Genomic DNA, 14,459 nt, shown 5'->3' with positions numbered 1-14,459 from the left:
GAAGCCCGCGCGTACCGGCAAGCGGTGAGGCTGTATCTTGACTCTGCTGTGAACGCTGTTCATGTCCATGGCGGTTCACGGAGTTACGCATGCCGAAGATCACCTATATCGAGCACAACGGTACCGAGCACGAGATCGACGTCCCCAGCGGCCTGTCGGTCATGGAAGGCGCGGTGCGCAACCTTGTCCCCGGTATCGACGCCGATTGCGGCGGTGCCTGCGCCTGCGCGACATGCCACGTCTATGTCGACCCGGCCTGGGCCGACAAGACCGGCTCGCGTGAACCGATGGAAGAATCGATGCTGGACTTCGCCGAAGACGTCCAGGAGACCTCGCGCCTGTCCTGCCAGATCACGGTGAGCGACGCACTGGACGGCCTGATCGTCCGGATGCCGGAGCACCAAGGCTGACGCCCTGGCACTGGCTCTAGCGCTGGATCGGGAGCATGCTGCGCACGCGCGGATTTCTGAGAAAAAGACCGCCCCATGCCATCAGGCCGAGATAAAGGCCGAACAGGGTATGGCTGAACAACGGGCTGTCGATGCGCAGATGCGAGGCCATGGCACCGCCAAAGAGGCCGGTGAGCAGAATGGCACCCAGCACGGATGTGCGCGGTACGGCATATAGCACGGCACCGACAAGGGTGAGGACACCCAGCCCGCGGGCCAGGTCCGGCGCATACCCCATGGCCTGGAGCGTTTCTCCGACCACCGGCAGCGCCATCAGCTTGATGACCGCGTCGAAGAGGAGGAAGGCGATCAGCAGTCCGCTGAGGACCCTTCCGGTCCATGTGAGGGCGGAATGCAGCCCGGAGCGGGGCGTTTCGGTTCCGGTCATTTCGGTTTCCTTTTCCATCACGGGTTTCACGACCGGGCCTGCGCACGGTCCAGATCGACCGCCGCGGCCACAAGGCGCGCGATACTGTCGGCATCGACGTCTCCTGGGTCGACGAGTTTCATCATCGCCATGTCCGCGCCGCCGGACGGCTCCAGGCGCGGCTCGAGCCCGGTCAGCGCACGGCCTTGCCAGAAGCCGAAGGTGACATGCCGGCTGGCTGCCTTGATCAGGCATACCAGACCATCCGCCTGGTAGACGGGATGCCCCCATTTGAAGGCCTCCGTCACCTGCTGCGTCGCCAGTACGGCGTCGCGCAACCGCATGGCAACCGGCCGTGGAATATCTGCCAGCCCGTCGAAATAGGCCTGAGCCTTCTGATCCATGAGCGCTACCCTTGATGCTTGAAGTTATCCAGTTATCTTGATGTCGAGATAAATCGCGAGATATCTTGATGTCAAGACAATTTCCGGACGCGCCGCCGGACCATATCGATACCCGGCGCAAGCAATGGGATGCGGAACTGCCCGATATCGACACGGTTGGAATGGCTATTCTGGGCCGGGCCCGCTGGATCACGCTGAGGGTCCGGCCGCAAATCGAAGCAGTCTTCGCGCAGCACGGTCTCGACACCGGCGAGTTCGACGTGCTGTCCACGCTGCTGCGTGCAGGTGCGCCATACCGGCTGCGCCCGACCGAACTCTACCGCTCGCTGATGGTCTCGTCGGGCGGGATGACAGACCGGCTCAAGCGTCTGGAACGCGCGGGCCTGATCTGCCGGCCGGCAACGGATGGGGACAAGCGCAGCCTGCCGGTCGAACTGACACCGGCAGGCCGCACGCTCGCCGAACGCGCCTTTCGCGAAGACATGACCGTCGAGAAGAGCTTGCTCGAAGCGCTGTCCGAGGAAGACCGCGACCAGCTGGCGGGCTTGCTGAGAAAGCTGGCGCTGAGCTTGCCGTCTCCCGACGAGGGCTAACGCGCCAGGCGTCCTGCTTCCAGTTGCAGCGCCTCGCGGATGGACAGCGGTCCCAGGAGCGCGACCTCGTACCCGTCGGCCGCTACCTCCACCGTGGATTCGCGGAAGGTGAAGATGAAGTGCCGCAGCTGGCGGAAGCGCTCACCGTTTCGCGACGGGTGAATGCTGTCCAACTGCCGCAGGTCATCGATCCAGTCCGACCGGCGCACTTCAAACGCACCGCAGGGATAGAGCCCCCGGGACGCCAGTGGGTGTCCTGCAAGCGTTTCCTCATCCGGCGGACCGGCCTTGTGAGTATGGGGCCGCACGAAGCGAATAGCGGCAACCGGCAGATCGGCCGTGTCGAAACCGACGATGCGGGCCGTCTCTCCGTCCCAGTCGGGATCCGCGTCCGGCATCAGGTAGACGAGACTGAGCCCGCCCTCGAGCGCCGCCAGCATCGGGTAGGGCGCACCGAAATCGCATTCGGGGATATCGTCGAGCTCGATCAGCCGGGAGGTGCGCCGGAAGGGCCACATAGCCCCTGCCTCAGGCGCGGCCCGACGCCGGACGGCGGGCCAGGTCGAGTTCCGGCGGAACGGCATTGCCATGCGGCTCGGACGGGAAGTGGCAGGACACTTTGGTGCCCTTGGCCGGCTCGGATTGCAGCTCTACCCAGCCGCCGTGCAGCTGGGCGATTTCCTTCACCAGCGACAGGCCAAGGCCGGCGCCGCCGCGCTCGCCGCGTGAGAAGCGCTCAAACACGGTCGCCTGTTTCTCCGGCGCGATGCCTTCACCGTCATCGGCCACCCAGAGCGTCAGCTGGTCTTTCGAGCGGCTGACCCCGATTGTCACTTCACCACCGGTCTGGACATGCCGGATCGCGTTGGACAGGAGGTTCATCGCAACCTGCTTGATGCGGTTCCGGTCGGCGCGGATCAGGCCGGACGCACCCTCGACATCGATACCCAGCTTGATCGACTGATGGTCGGCGCGCGCCTGGATCAGCTCGGCGGCCTCGCGCGCCACGTCGCCCACATCGACATCGCCCAGATCCAGCTCGAGCTGACCGGCATCGATCGCCGCGACATCGAGAATATCGTCGACCAGCTTGGCCAGATGCTCGGCCGCCGTCTGGATCGCCGCCATCGGCTCCTTCTGACGATCGCTCAGGGCACCGGCAAATCCCTGGGCGAGCATGTCGGCATAGCCGTTGATCGTGGTGAGCGGCGTACGCAGCTGATAGCTCACATGCTCAACGAATTCGGTCTTGATGCGCTCGGAGGTTTCCAGCGCCTCGGCACGCTCGCGCAAGGCTTCCTCGATGCGGCGGCTATCGGTGACATCATCCCAGCAGATCAGCGTCGCACCATCGGGCAGAGGACGGGTGAGATAGGTCAGCACGCGATCGTCGGACCGGCGCATCTCGCCGGTCACCTGTTTGCGGGCCTGCGGGCTGGGATCGGTGACGCGTGCCTTGATGTCGTTCCACACCCGGTCGTCGGCAAACAGGGCGGCGCAGGTCTCGGCGACCTGGTCGAACTCCGGCTGGCCGTCCAGCTCTTCGGCTTCGAAGCCCCAGATATCCTCGAAGGCATTGTTGTGCAGCTGCAGGCGGCCATTCGCGCCGAACACGGCAACCGCTTCGTGGAGCTTGTCCAGGGTGGCGCGCTGGACATTGATCAAGGTGTTGTAGCGGGCGCGCAGCGCGAGTTCGTCGGTCTTGTCCTCGAAAATCAGCATCAGACCGCCCAGCGGGTGACGCTGGCGGGCAACGCGCAGGGTGCGTCCATCCGGCAGAGGCCACAGCTCGTCCGGCGTCTCGTCGGTCGGCGGCAGGTCGTAGCGGGCCAGCTCGTCGGTCCTCCATCCGGAATAGTCCGCCTGTTCCGGCAGCAGGCGCTTTTCGCGCATCCGGTCGAGGAACTGGCCATGACCCGGGCGCTCGTTCAGCCAGGCATCATCCAGCTTGAACAAGCGCGAAAAGGCTGTGTTGTAGAAGTTGAGGCGCTTGGAGCGGTCAAACACCACCACAGCCTCGGCCATGTGGTTCAGGGTTTCGTCATGGGCCCGGCGGAAGCGCGCCAGATCGGACTTGGCTTCCTCGGCCTCGGTCGAATCAATCGCAAAGCCGGCTGCGCCGCCAGACACCGGGAAAACGAGAAACTGCATCGAGCGGCGACGCCCTTCGATGACAACCGTGCGGGTTTCCGACACCGGCTCGCCCTGCTCGGCGGCCTGCACAGCCTGGTCGGACATGCCCGCATCCAGTGCTGTCTGCTTCTGGAGCACCGTATCGAGGTCCTTGCCCTCGACGGCGGCAACATAGGCCAGGTTCACCCATTCCAGACGGCCGGACACATTCATCCGCCAAGCCGGAACCGGGGCGCGGCCCAGCATGTCGAGGAAGGCCATCGGATCCTTCGAGACAAGCCGGCGCGCCTCCTCCATCCGGCCGCGGGCATTGGATTCCTCCAACCCGCGTATGGTCGTGTCGGACAACCAGACCACCAACTGGGTTCCCGCTGCGCGGCCGTCGGCTTCCAGGAAGCGGCCGGACGGCCCGAGAATGGTCAACGAGAAAGGCTGGCCTTTCTGCGCAAGCTCGTTGAAACGCCGGCGCAGCGTGGTTTCGTCACCGCCTGCGGAGCGCGCCTCATAATCCGCCAGACCTTCCATCAGGATGCCGGCCGGATTGGGGCCGTCGGTGGCTTCGGCGAAGCGCAGCAGTGAGGAGAGGGCAACGGAGGAGCCGAAGATGCGCGGCTGGCCCCACCCCGTATCGCTTTCGTCGAACGTGGCGTCGTCCCAGACAAGCACCAGACCGGGGTGAGCGCCGAACACGCTGTCGGCGCGGGCAAGACGGTCTTCCAGCTCGGACAGCTTGCGGCGCCAGACCAGCTGGGCCGTGCGGGCGCCGGCCGTGAGACGGTAGGCCCACAGCCCGACGGCGACGGCGAAAGCCATCGCGCCGACGGTGACAATGAGCGTCACGATCTGAAATGTCTGTCCCGTCATAAGCTGTCCTGGGCGCGGCCCTTTGCCCACCCGTGTCGGGTCCGCGCGAATCAGCATGATACCGGGCGCGCAAGGCCGGGGCGATGCCTGAGGCCGCAAAAATAATTAACGCTACAGCCCCAAGGGCACGCGTCTAGCGCAGCGCGACTTCGCCGGCGCGGAATTCGAACATGACCACGCAATTGTCCAACCGGTCCACGCCATTGTCGAGCGGCCGGAATTGCCAGGCCCTGACCGCCTGCCGGCTTTCCCGGTTGAACGGGCCGTCCGGCACGGCCCTCGCTATACGGACATTATCGACATCGCCATTGGACTCGACGTCAAACCGCACCACGACCCAGCCCTGCCGCCCCAGCGACCAGGCACGCACCGGATAGTCGGGGATGTCGGCCGAAGCGGCGGCGAGCGTGGAGCCGCGGCAGTCTTCCGGACCGATCAGGCGCTCGACATTGGGCGGAACCGGGAATTCGTCGCGCGGAATGAAGGGGCCGCGCGTCGCGCCCGTTCCGGGTAGCGGTATCGCCTGCGGCACAGCGGTGCAGGAAGAAAGAACAAGCAGGAAAGGGATCAGGATTGCGCGCATGACCGGCAAGCTATCGCTTTATACCGGTCACTCAAGCCGGTTTCTCACGGCCCGGCGAGACGAACATTTTGTTAAGCGAGGATTAAGGCGTTCAATTTCCGGCCCCGAACTTGTAGGGTTCTCCACCAATTGGGTGAGGGGCGCGCCGATTTGAACCATTCCGGTACGCGTACCCGGTGTATGACCTGATGTCAGAGGTGCGTTGAACTATGTCTTTGTTACCAACCGCGCATGCCGGGCAGGCCTATGGTGCCCGCCGGATCGACTTCTTCACGATTTCCGGAGAAATCAGACAGGCCGACGGTGCGTCCGGACAATTGCGTGACGATGACGGCATGGATCACGATGTCCGGCTGACCGAGGCGTCAAACGCCCTGACGCCGGGCGACAGCGCCACCATCCTGCGCGTGCAGGCCGGCCCGAACCGCCGCTCCCGCCCGGCCGCCCTGATCAACCACACCCGCGAGACCTGGGTGCGCACGACACCGGACGCAACGACGCTGCTGGCCCGCTCCGGCGTGACACGCGGCTTCAACTGGTGGCTTTCGGTCCTGTTGCTGGCGCTGACGGCGCTCGCTGCCGTGTGGCCGTTGCTGCACGCTTTCCTGACGGAAATGAATGGCGGCATGATGGTCGGCATTCCCGCCTTCAGCATCATGGACGAATCGCTGGCCTTCGCGCCCGGCCTGGCCGGCTGGCGGCTGGAGGCCGCGCTGCCCGCCGGCCTGCGCGACGCGATCGCAAGCCTCGGCTTCATACCGATGGATCAGCTGACCGAATGGGGTATCGCACTGGGCGGTGGCGCACTCGCGCTCATCGCCTACCTCGCGCGCTCCTGGCGCCTGCTCTACGTGCCCGCCTTTGCCGCATTCGCCGTCATGGCCGGTGTCATCGTCGGCGGCGTCGGGGCAACACTCGCCTTGATCGGCGGCACTGTTCTTCTCTTCCTTGCGGCCGGCTTCTTCAACCGGGTCCGCGATGCCGGGCGTTTCAATGCGCGCGTCGAACGCCTGGCCGGACACGTGCTGCGCAATCCGCCGCAAGAAAGCGTCCGCGGCAACGACGCCGGCGCCGCCGCAGCTGCAGCCGCCACGGCTGCGGTCGCGGCCACGACACTCGCCGACACCGGCACCGAACCGGAGGACGATACGGAAGCGGCCACGGACGACGCGGAAGCGGCAGAGCCCGCCGATGATGCCGCGAATGGTGAAGCAGAAGCCGGGCCTGAGCTGGAACTGCCGCCCGCCGCGGCTGACGGCGATCCCAGCCCGACAGCCGAAACCAGCGCCCGCCCCGACGACGCCGGCGAAGTCGAAGCCGTGCATGCTGAAAGCGAAACCGCCAGTGCAGCTGCAGCCGATGCTGAAACGGACGACGCGGCGGAAAGCGCCGGCGATGAAATTGTCCCGGACGCCGAGGCTGCCCCCCTTCCGGCAGTAGCGGACGATACGCCTGTGACGGCCGAGACCGAGCCGGAAGGCGGCGACACGCCCCCGGTCCCGGTTGAAGCCGTGCTGCCGGCCGAGATCGCTGCGGTCGAGCCGTCTGCCGAGGATGGCACAGAACCGCCGGCCGCGACTGAGGCGGAGCCGACTGTCGCGTCTGACGATGACGCTGCCGCCAACGACGCGGGGCCCGAAACCGAAGGGACCGAACCGCAGGCCGGCGCTGCCGAGCCCGCCGAACAGCCCTCTGACGCAGTTGAGCCGGAAACCAATGCCCCGGCCGAAGCCGAGGGAGCCCCGGAAGAAGATGACGATCTTCCCAGCCTCGACGCCGTTGCCGCTGCTGCCGCGCTGAATGCGGCCGAGCAAGGCTCGGACGATGGCACACCGGCAACTGATGCCGGTGAAGCAGAAGACACCGCGTCGGTGGAGGATGAGCGGACCATGCCGCTCGCATCACCGCCGCCGATGCCGGCTTCCGACCAGGCAGCCGTTCAGGCCGCGGCATCGGACGAGGCCGTCGACACGGCGCCTGCAGACCCCGCAGCCACGCCGGCCTCACCGGCGCTCGATGAAGTCGAGTCGCGCGTGGCCGCAGCCGTGGAAGCGGCAGGCAGTGCCACACCGCCCGCGGCGGCGCCAGTCGACGACCCGCTGTTCGACGATGACGGGAATGACCCGATGCTGCCGGCCCGCCAGGCGGGCGACACAGCCCCCGGCACGCCGGACCTGGATGTCGAGCGCAGCGACGCGGAGACGACCACCTCCTGACGGTGCCCCGATCTGACACGAGAAGGCCCGCACATTGTGCGGGCCTTTTTCATGCGCACAGCTTGGCTGAGACGGGATCAGTCTTCCTCGTGGAAACCGGCCTCGACCAGCTCGGTCAGGGAAGCGGCCGCCCTCTCCGCATCCGGACCGGACGTCTCGATACCGATCTCGGAGCCCTTGCCCGCCGCCAGCATCAGCAATTCCATGATGGAGTCGGCATTCACCCGCTCGCCATCGCGCGAGACGTGGATCTCGGCGTCGAAGCCCTGGGCCATCTCCACGAATTTGGCAGCCGCCCGCGCGTGCAGGCCGCGGGCATTGCGGATCACGGCCCGCCGGGCAATCTGGGTCACTTGCCGGCCCCTTCCAGAACATTCGAGGCAATCGCGATATAGCGCTTGCCAGCGTCCTCGCCCATGCGGGCCAGGCTGTCCAGATCGGCCCGTGAGCGGGCCTCGGCGAGCTTGATCAGCATCGGCAGGTTGACCCCGGCGATGACCTCGACCTTGCCCGGATCCAGCAGCGAGATGGCAAGATTGGACGGTGTGCCGCCGAACATGTCGGTCAGCACAAGCACGCCTTCGCCGCGATCCGCGTCGGCAATCGCCTCGCGAATATCGGCACGGCGCTTTTCCATGTCGTCATCCGGCCCGATGCAGACAGCCAGAAGCGCATCCATGGGCCCCACCACGTGTTCTGTGGCGGCCACGAATTCATCAGCCAGACGGCCGTGAGAGACTACGACAACTCCGATCATGACGGATATCTAACCGCGCCTTTGAACGGCGGGAAAGCGTCTTTTTGCAACGGTCGGATCAATTTGTCAGTCCGGTGACGCTGCGGGAAGCTCCACAGTGAAGCGTGCACCGGCGACCCCGCCCCCCTCGACCTTGCGGTTCGAGGCCGTGATCCGGCCGCCATGCGCTTCGACAATCTGGCGTGCAATCGCCAGACCCAGGCCGGAGTGCGTCCCGAAGGCCGCACCACGCGGGCGCTCGGTATAGAAGCGCTGGAAGACGGTCTCCAGATTGGCTTCCGGAATACCCGGACCCTCATCATCGACCTGCACCAGAAGGCTGGGCCGGCCATTGCGATGCCCCCGTACCAGCTGCACGCACACCTTGCCGCCTTCGGGACTGAAGGTCATCGCATTGTCCAGCAGATTGCGGAAAACCTGACCCAGCGGTCCGTCACGGCCCAGCACCAGCCCGTTGCGCACCTTGCTCTCGACCAGGATCTCGGCCCGCCGGTTATCCATCGCGTTATAGGTATCCGCCAGCTCGGACAGCAGGCCGGACAGATCGAACCGGCCGACATCCTCGCGCGCCAGTTCCGCATCGACGCGCGAGGCCCGCGAAATGTCCGAGATCAACCGGTCCAGCCGCCGCACATCGGCAAGAATGACGGCCAGCAGCTTGTCGCGGCGTTCCGCATCGCGCGCATTGGGCAGGACTTCGGCAGCCGAGCGGATCGAGGTCAGCGGGTTCTTCAGCTCGTGCGACACGTCGGCGGCGAAGCTCTCGATCGCATCGAGCCGGTCATAGAGCGCCTCGGTCATGTCGGAGAGCGCAACGCCAAGCTCGCCGATCTCGTCATTGCGCGAGCGCAGATCGGGCATTTTCACCCGGCGGCCGCCGGCCCGCCGGGCTTCGCGCGCAGCGCGGGCCAGGCGCCGTACCGGCCGTGCGATGAAGACCGTCAGTGCGAGCGATGACATCGTCGTTACCAGGGCGGCGATCAGCACGAAGGGCAGGAGCGCGCGCCGTTCCGCCTCGATCAGACGGTCCAGGTCATAGCTCTCGATCGTGACGACGCCCACGACCGCGCGGACGGGCTGGATCGGGATGGACACCGACACGACACGGCGGCCATCGGCTTCGCGCCGCACGCCGGCGACGATCTCGCCATTGATGACCTGCAGCACCTCGTCTCCCAGATCCCGGTCGAGCGCAGCGCGCTCCTCGGGCGAGCGCAACAGGTTGGACACCGTATCGAGAATGCGGCTGGGCAGGCTGCGCGCCGTATTAGCCAGATCCGGGCGCGGCTGGCCGGGCGGCGGCAGCACTGTTTCCTCGAAGACATCGGCCAGCAAATGGCTGTCGGCAACGATCTGCCCGCCCTTGTCGAAAACCAGCACACGCGATTCTTCTGGCACATAGAGCTGGCGCAGGATCGCCCGCGCATCGTCATTGCGCAGCACCGGCGCCGGCGCCCCGTCGGACGCGCCCTCGGCGAGGACATTGGCGATCAGCTCACCCTGGGCCCGCAGCGAATCCAGCTTGGCATTGACCAGGCCGCGGCGGGTCTCGGTCAGTGCCAGCATGCCGGCAACCAGCACCCCCAGCGCCACGAAATTGGCGACAAGGATCAGCTGGGCCAGCCGCGAGCTGGGCCGCGGCGTCAGATTGCGCAGGACCGTGCCGGCCCGGTGCAATCCGCTTCGCCAGGATGCCGTATCAGTCTTCCTTATAGCGGTAACCCACCCCGTAGAGGGTCTCGATGGCGTCGAAGGACTTGTCGACTTCGCGGAACTTCTTGCGAATGCGCTTGATGTGGCTGTCGATCGTCCGGTCATCGACATAGACCTGATCGTCATAGGCCGCGTCCATCAGGTTGTCGCGGCTTTTCACATAGCCCGGGCGTGTCGCAAGGGCCTGCAGGATCAGGAATTCCGTGACGGTCAGGCGCACCGGCTCACCGCCCCAGGAACAAGCGTGACGATTGGGATCGAGCACCAGGCTGCCACGTTCCAGCGGCTTGCTGTCTCCCGGCTCCAGCGGACCGCTGCCAACCGGCGCATCCTGCCCGCGGGCGCGGCGCAACACCGCCTTCACACGCTCACCCAGCAAGCGCTGGGAGAAGGGTTTGGTGATATAGTCGTCAGCACCGAGATTGAGGCCCAGAGCCTCGTCGAACTCGTCATCCTTGGAGGTCAGGAAAATGACCGGGATATTCGAGGACTGACGCAGGCGGCGCAGAAGCTCCAGACCGTCCATGCGCGGCATCTTGATATCGAAAATACCCAGATCCGGCGGATCTTCCGCCAGGGCTGTCAGCGCCGACGCACCATCATTGTACGTGCGCACATGATAGCCCTCGCCTTCGAGGAAGATGGAAACCGACGTGATGATGTTTTCGTCGTCGTCGACCAGTGCAATCGTAGCCATGCTGTCTCCGGGCTCGGTTATCTCCAGGCCGTCATGGAAACCTGAATTTGTGGCGACAATAGACACGCACTGCACATCACGCCAAGCATCGAGCGCCGATTATCCCCATGGTTCACCGGGTTTTAAGTCTCTTGCGACAGTATTCCCCCTGTTCAAAGGGACTGGGTACATGCCGGGCGACATCCACTACGAGGTTTTTTTCAAGAAGAACCGGAAGGCAGGCTGGGCCCTGGCCGAGGCGAACAACAGCCGTGATGCCGCGCTGAAGCTCGCCCATACACTGCTGGCCAAGAACAAGGATGGTTCTGCACGGGTCAGCAAGGAAACCTTCTGCCAGGAGGCGCGCAAATTCCGCTCGGTGACAGTTTTCGAGGGCGGGGCAGAGACCTACGGCGCCATCAAAGAAAAGACCAGTGAAGCGCAATTGCCGTGCCTGACCCCGGACGACCTGTCCAAGCCGCACGCCCGGCACACGATCAAGCGGGTGCTGACCGGCTGGCTGGAACGCATGCAGGCCCTGCCCATGGAGCTTCTGCACCGCGCCGATCTCGTGGAGAGCCTGGAAGCCTCGGGCACCGAGCTGCAACATGCGGTGCAGAAAGTGGCTGTTGCCAGCGCGCGCGATCAGGACGCCAATGTCCAGACCCTGGTCAAGCAGCTCAACGAGCTGGTGCAGAAAGCGCTGGGCCGCATCTACAAGGATGCCCGCGACGCCAAGCTGCCGGAATATCCCAGGAAAGCGAAGTTTGCCGATATCGCGGATGGCATCTTTGCCGGCGACAAGCGCGCCTACACGCTGCGCGCCGCGATGGCCGATCGCCTGCGTCACGAGCGCAAGTTCGCCGACAAGCTGGAAGCCCTGCTCGACATGGCGGACACGCTGCCCGGGGCCGAGGATGCGCGCGCCTTCGCCCTGGGCGAGGTGGACAGCTATATCTCTGAAGTCATCAGCTTCGATGCCGGGCGCGAGGCCCTGCTGGGCAAGTGCAAGGATCTCGGCGAGACCATCGAGCGTCTGACCTGCCTGTTCGATGGTGACGGCAAGGCCGACGCGCTGCGTATGGCGCCGAACTGTGCCCGCCGTCTGGCGAAATGGACTCATTCACGCGAGTTCGACAATTGCAGGGCAGTGATCGCGCAATGTCTGCTCAAGGAGCTGGAACGCCCGGCCCGCCTGCGCCCGACGAGCGTGCGCGAAGAGGTGCGGCTGGCGCGGGATCTGGCGAGCCGCCTGGTGATTTCCTCGGACTCGTTGCTCCCAGCTGACGGTCTGATCAAGACGTTCGCGGCGCGCTCGGCCCGCCTTCTGCAGCCGGAAGTCATCGACGAACTGCTCAAGCACTCGGCCGATATCGATGAAGAGGTCAGCCGCCTGCTCATGCTCGAAGAAAACCTCGTTGGCGAAGCCAACAAGAGCAAGCTTGCCGGCTATGTCCGTGCGACCATCGGCTCGTCCCAGGCGGACGGCTATTATGTCCGGGGCGGTGGGCAGCCGCTGGAACGGCTGGCGCGGCTGGCGGCGCACCAGAAAAAAGTGCTCAAGGGTACCTATCCCAAGGATGCCAAGCAGGAATTGTCGGCCAAGTTCGACGAGCTCGGCGTCAAGATCATCGACCAGAGCAAGATTCTGAACATGGTCGAGGCCGGCGATCGTCCGGCCCTGGACAAGGCGTCGGCCTTCCTGCGCCTGGCAACCGGCGGAGCACTGCCGCTCGGCCGGTGTTCCACCGACGCGCAGGCCCGCGCACTGCGTCAGATCAAGTCGGCGGCCGGGCTCAGCGAGGCGCAGACCGAAGACGGCCGCCCCAAGCTGAAAGCCATTCACGGCCTGTTGCAGCAACTCGCCACCCAGGCTGACAAGGCCGCCTGACGCGAACCGCTTCCAAAGCCCGGTACGCCGCCCTAGAGTGAGCCCATGATCTGGCGTTCGCTCATTCCTGTCCTTGCAGGCCTTGCCGCCGGGACCGCGCTTGCGGTTTTTCTGGTCTTCGGCCCGCTCGAGATCGGGGGCATGCGCGTCGGTCCCTGGGCGACCAATCCGCTGATCGGTGCCAGTGATGCCGGACCGGTGACGCGTGCCATCGTCGCGCGCCGCGGCCTGCTCGCGCTCAACCGCTCGGAGACCGTCTATTTCACTGCTTTCGAGGACAGTGCCGGCCAGAGCCTTCGCGAGACCTGCCAGTACCGCGTGAGCGGCGGCGCCCTGCCGGCACGCTGGTGGAGTTTCACCCTGTACGGCGAGGACAACTTCCTGCCGGTCAATGGCGACGAAGCCCATGCCCTGACCCAAACCGACCTGAGCGACAGGGACTGGACCTTCATCGCCGGTCCCCGGCGCCCTGCCGGCACGCCCTGGCTGTCGACCCGCCGGTCGGGCGCCTTCTCGATCACACTGCGTCTCTATCATCCCGGCCCGGTCGTTCTGGAAGCCCCTGAAACGCTCGACCTGCCGGAGATCGAGCGGGTCGGCTGCGGGGAGGCAAGCTGATGCGCTGGCTTCTTCCGCTCGGCCTCTTCGTCGTCGCCGCCATCGCCGGTTTCTGGCTGGCACTGAACGCCTTTCCCGGCGTGATCATGGGCAAGGCGATGGACCGGATCGGTGCACTGGGCGGCGAGGCCGGCGATGTCCGCCATGCGCCGCGCCTGCGCGAGGACAACCAGACCATCGTCCGCGCCAGTCCGGACATGCTCTATTCGATCTGCGTCTATGACGTTTCGGAACAACCGGTGATCGTCGAGGCGCCCTGGCCCGCCGACGGCAATTACGCCTCGGTGAGCTTCTATGACGCCCGGACCAATAATTTCGCCGTCTTCAGCGACCGGGATGCTGGCACCGCAATATCCAGCCGTATCCTGCTGCAGTCCGACGGTTCAGGAGCGGCAACTCCCGTCACTATTCGCTCCTATGATGCAGATCAGGACAGGCTCGTCCTCGCCCCGACCTCACGCGGGCTCATTCTCTACCGCCGCGTCATCGATGCGGACACGGATATGGCCACCGCCGAGGCGGAACGCCGGGGCTTCACCTGCGCCCGCCTATCCGATGAGTAACTTGCCCTGGCGGCAGGAGCGGTGAAACTCTGCCCCATCAATCCGGGGAGGTTTCATGAAACATCTGATCCGCGCGGCCCTCGCCGCCAGCACTGCCGCCATTGTCATCGCGCCAGCCCAGGCCGACGACCGGGCCGACGTCGAGGCCACCGTCCAGGCGGTGTATGACGTGATTTCCGGTCCCGTCGGACAGGCCCGCGACTTCGATGCCATGCGCGAGCTCTTCCTGCCCGGCGCCGCCATGGGCGCCGTCTCGCCGGGCGAGGACGGGCAGGGCCGCGGCCGTGTTATCACGCTGGACGATTATATCGAACGCTCCGGTCCCTGGCTGGTGGAGAACGGTTTCACCGAACGGCCCACACGCAGCGAGACCACGATCTATGGCGAGCTGGCCTATGTACGCTCGGCCTATGAGGGCATGAACGGCGCGACCGGAGAAGTCTTCGTGACGGGCGTGAATTTCATCACCCTGTTCAAGATCGAAGGCGAATGGAAGATCGCCTCCCTCCTCTGGCGCTCGGCCGACGAGGACTGGCCGGTCGAGGCGGCGTTCGACTGACCGGACAGATCAGCGTGCAGCAAAAAGCCCCCGGAGCCAGGCTCCGGGGGCTTTTCTGTGGCCGTCCGGCCGG

General features: G+C 65.5%; 16 protein-coding genes. 7 read left to right on the top strand and 9 right to left on the bottom strand.

Going from position 1 to position 14,459, the window contains the following annotated elements; genetic code table 11:
- Positions 1 to 89: 89 nt before the first annotated feature.
- Positions 90 to 410 (top strand): 2Fe-2S iron-sulfur cluster-binding protein, encoded by a 321-nt coding sequence (locus tag ACXAJV_RS01805; protein ID WP_475081260.1) that lies wholly within the window; start codon positions 90 to 92, stop codon positions 408 to 410.
- 16 nt (positions 411 to 426) lie between these two features.
- On the opposite strand, the gene ACXAJV_RS01800 is transcribed toward ACXAJV_RS01805, so the two are convergent.
- A complete protein-coding gene (locus ACXAJV_RS01800) occupies positions 427 to 837 on the bottom strand; it encodes a DoxX family protein (RefSeq protein WP_475081258.1) in 411 nt (136 codons plus the stop codon).
- A 26-nt stretch (positions 838 to 863) separates the two neighbouring features.
- Complete coding sequence (locus tag ACXAJV_RS01795) at positions 864 to 1,220, bottom strand: DUF1801 domain-containing protein (protein ID WP_475081256.1); 357 nt, start codon at positions 1,218 to 1,220, stop codon at positions 864 to 866.
- A gap of 68 nt (positions 1,221 to 1,288) precedes the next feature.
- Between ACXAJV_RS01795 and ACXAJV_RS01790 the strand changes: the two genes are divergently transcribed.
- Positions 1,289 to 1,813 (top strand): MarR family winged helix-turn-helix transcriptional regulator, encoded by a 525-nt coding sequence (locus tag ACXAJV_RS01790; protein WP_475081253.1) that lies wholly within the window; start codon positions 1,289 to 1,291, stop codon positions 1,811 to 1,813.
- Here the strand turns inward: ACXAJV_RS01790 and ACXAJV_RS01785 are convergent.
- The 3 genes from ACXAJV_RS01785 to ACXAJV_RS01775 all read right to left on the bottom strand — a co-directional run bounded on the left by ACXAJV_RS01785 (position 1,810) and on the right by ACXAJV_RS01775 (position 5,393).
- Entirely contained in the window at positions 1,810 to 2,331 is a 522-nt protein-coding gene (locus ACXAJV_RS01785) for a hypothetical protein (RefSeq protein WP_475081250.1), read from the bottom strand. The two genes, ACXAJV_RS01790 and ACXAJV_RS01785, sit on opposite strands and share 4 nt — an antisense overlap.
- Before the next feature lie 10 nt (positions 2,332 to 2,341).
- On the bottom strand, positions 2,342 to 4,810 hold the full coding sequence (locus ACXAJV_RS01780; protein WP_475081248.1) for a sensor histidine kinase: 2,469 nt from the start codon (positions 4,808 to 4,810) through the stop codon (positions 2,342 to 2,344).
- Between the two features lie 133 nt (positions 4,811 to 4,943).
- Positions 4,944 to 5,393, bottom strand: coding sequence for an energy transducer TonB (locus ACXAJV_RS01775; protein WP_475081246.1), 450 nt, complete (start codon positions 5,391 to 5,393; stop codon positions 4,944 to 4,946).
- 209 nt (positions 5,394 to 5,602) lie between these two features.
- On the opposite strand from ACXAJV_RS01775, the gene ACXAJV_RS01770 reads away from it, so the two are divergent.
- Positions 5,603 to 7,609, top strand: coding sequence for a hypothetical protein (locus tag ACXAJV_RS01770; RefSeq protein ID WP_475081243.1), 2,007 nt, complete (start codon positions 5,603 to 5,605; stop codon positions 7,607 to 7,609).
- A gap of 77 nt (positions 7,610 to 7,686) precedes the next feature.
- On the opposite strand, the gene ACXAJV_RS01765 is transcribed toward ACXAJV_RS01770, so the two are convergent.
- The 4 genes from ACXAJV_RS01765 to ACXAJV_RS01750 form a co-directional block, all read right to left on the bottom strand.
- Positions 7,687 to 7,962 carry an HPr family phosphocarrier protein gene (locus ACXAJV_RS01765; RefSeq protein WP_475081240.1) on the bottom strand — a complete coding sequence of 92 codons (276 nt, stop codon included), beginning with the start codon at positions 7,960 to 7,962 and terminating at the stop codon, positions 7,687 to 7,689.
- The gene (locus ACXAJV_RS01760) at positions 7,959 to 8,366 is read right to left on the bottom strand and encodes a PTS sugar transporter subunit IIA (protein ID WP_271187484.1); all 408 of its coding nucleotides are present in this window, start codon (positions 8,364 to 8,366) and stop codon (positions 7,959 to 7,961) included. The genes ACXAJV_RS01765 and ACXAJV_RS01760 overlap by 4 nt, the downstream gene beginning before the upstream one ends.
- Before the next feature lie 66 nt (positions 8,367 to 8,432).
- Positions 8,433 to 10,043 (bottom strand): stimulus-sensing domain-containing protein, encoded by a 1,611-nt coding sequence (locus ACXAJV_RS01755; RefSeq protein WP_475081237.1) that lies wholly within the window; start codon positions 10,041 to 10,043, stop codon positions 8,433 to 8,435.
- Positions 10,044 to 10,065: 22 nt separating this feature from the next.
- Positions 10,066 to 10,776, bottom strand: a complete 711-nt coding sequence (locus ACXAJV_RS01750; RefSeq protein WP_271187482.1) for a response regulator transcription factor — start codon at positions 10,774 to 10,776, stop codon at positions 10,066 to 10,068.
- Between the two features lie 169 nt (positions 10,777 to 10,945).
- Between ACXAJV_RS01750 and ACXAJV_RS01745 the strand changes: the two genes are divergently transcribed.
- The 4 genes from ACXAJV_RS01745 to ACXAJV_RS01730 are packed head-to-tail and all read left to right on the top strand — an operon-like array spanning position 10,946 to position 14,386.
- The gene (locus ACXAJV_RS01745; protein WP_475081233.1) at positions 10,946 to 12,646 is read left to right on the top strand and encodes a hypothetical protein; all 1,701 of its coding nucleotides are present in this window, start codon (positions 10,946 to 10,948) and stop codon (positions 12,644 to 12,646) included.
- A gap of 45 nt (positions 12,647 to 12,691) precedes the next feature.
- A complete protein-coding gene (locus ACXAJV_RS01740; protein ID WP_475081230.1) occupies positions 12,692 to 13,264 on the top strand; it encodes a DUF1214 domain-containing protein in 573 nt (190 codons plus the stop codon).
- Positions 13,264 to 13,827, top strand: coding sequence for a DUF1254 domain-containing protein (locus tag ACXAJV_RS01735; protein ID WP_475081227.1), 564 nt, complete (start codon positions 13,264 to 13,266; stop codon positions 13,825 to 13,827). Before ACXAJV_RS01740 ends, ACXAJV_RS01735 begins: the two co-directional genes overlap by 1 nt.
- Positions 13,828 to 13,882: 55 nt before the next feature.
- Positions 13,883 to 14,386, top strand: a complete 504-nt coding sequence (locus ACXAJV_RS01730; protein WP_475081224.1) for a nuclear transport factor 2 family protein — start codon at positions 13,883 to 13,885, stop codon at positions 14,384 to 14,386.
- Positions 14,387 to 14,459: the final 73 nt, after the last annotated feature.

Source organism: Maricaulis sp. ABE4_448, assembly GCF_056160825.1.
This window is presented reverse-complemented; position numbering and strand designations above follow the sequence as displayed.

Excerpts from the sequence above, each read along its gene's own strand:
- ACXAJV_RS01800 (WP_475081258.1), bottom strand. The coding sequence starts at position 837 with ATGACCGGAACCGAAACGCCCCGCTCCGGGCTGCATTCCGCCCTCACA.
- ACXAJV_RS01780 (WP_475081248.1), bottom strand. The coding sequence starts at position 4,810 with ATGACGGGACAGACATTTCAGATCGTGACGCTCATTGTCACCGTCGGC.
- ACXAJV_RS01785 (WP_475081250.1), bottom strand. The coding sequence starts at position 2,331 with ATGTGGCCCTTCCGGCGCACCTCCCGGCTGATCGAGCTCGACGATATC.
- ACXAJV_RS01775 (WP_475081246.1), bottom strand. The coding sequence starts at position 5,393 with ATGCGCGCAATCCTGATCCCTTTCCTGCTTGTTCTTTCTTCCTGCACC.
- ACXAJV_RS01770 (WP_475081243.1), top strand. The coding sequence starts at position 5,603 with ATGTCTTTGTTACCAACCGCGCATGCCGGGCAGGCCTATGGTGCCCGC.
- ACXAJV_RS01750 (WP_271187482.1), bottom strand. The coding sequence starts at position 10,776 with ATGGCTACGATTGCACTGGTCGACGACGACGAAAACATCATCACGTCG.
- ACXAJV_RS01805 (WP_475081260.1), top strand. The coding sequence starts at position 90 with ATGCCGAAGATCACCTATATCGAGCACAACGGTACCGAGCACGAGATC.
- ACXAJV_RS01760 (WP_271187484.1), bottom strand. The coding sequence starts at position 8,366 with ATGATCGGAGTTGTCGTAGTCTCTCACGGCCGTCTGGCTGATGAATTC.
- ACXAJV_RS01795 (WP_475081256.1), bottom strand. The coding sequence starts at position 1,220 with ATGGATCAGAAGGCTCAGGCCTATTTCGACGGGCTGGCAGATATTCCA.
- ACXAJV_RS01740 (WP_475081230.1), top strand. The coding sequence starts at position 12,692 with ATGATCTGGCGTTCGCTCATTCCTGTCCTTGCAGGCCTTGCCGCCGGG.
- ACXAJV_RS01730 (WP_475081224.1), top strand. The coding sequence starts at position 13,883 with ATGAAACATCTGATCCGCGCGGCCCTCGCCGCCAGCACTGCCGCCATT.
- ACXAJV_RS01735 (WP_475081227.1), top strand. The coding sequence starts at position 13,264 with ATGCGCTGGCTTCTTCCGCTCGGCCTCTTCGTCGTCGCCGCCATCGCC.
- ACXAJV_RS01790 (WP_475081253.1), top strand. The coding sequence starts at position 1,289 with ATGTCAAGACAATTTCCGGACGCGCCGCCGGACCATATCGATACCCGG.
- ACXAJV_RS01745 (WP_475081233.1), top strand. The coding sequence starts at position 10,946 with ATGCCGGGCGACATCCACTACGAGGTTTTTTTCAAGAAGAACCGGAAG.